Genomic DNA, 261 nt, shown 5'->3' on the forward strand with positions numbered 1-261 from the left:
TCCGGCAGCCGACCTCGACGACGTCGGAGGCATCGCTGCTCTCACCGTAGAATTGCCTGGTGTAGCCGGCGTTGACCGACAGTTTGTCGTTGATGGTGTAGTCGGCACGGATGAGGGCTTCCTGGTAACGATCAACGGCAAATATCGAGTAGATGGACGTTGAGTCGAAGGTCGGGTAGCTCTGATACCATTCCGCGGTCAGGATCAGGTCCGCCGTGGGGAAGTATTTGATGCCCGTGAGAAGTTCGCTGAAGGTTTCAC

General features: G+C 56.7%; 1 pseudogene. It reads right to left on the reverse strand.

Features of this window, described 5'->3' with window-relative positions:
* Positions 1-261: pseudogene (locus F6V30_RS16950) on the reverse strand (hypothetical protein); the annotation flags it as partial.

Origin of the sequence: Oryzomonas sagensis (genome assembly GCF_008802355.1) — a bacterium.
GTDB lineage: Bacteria > Desulfobacterota > Desulfuromonadia > Geobacterales > Pseudopelobacteraceae > Oryzomonas > Oryzomonas sagensis.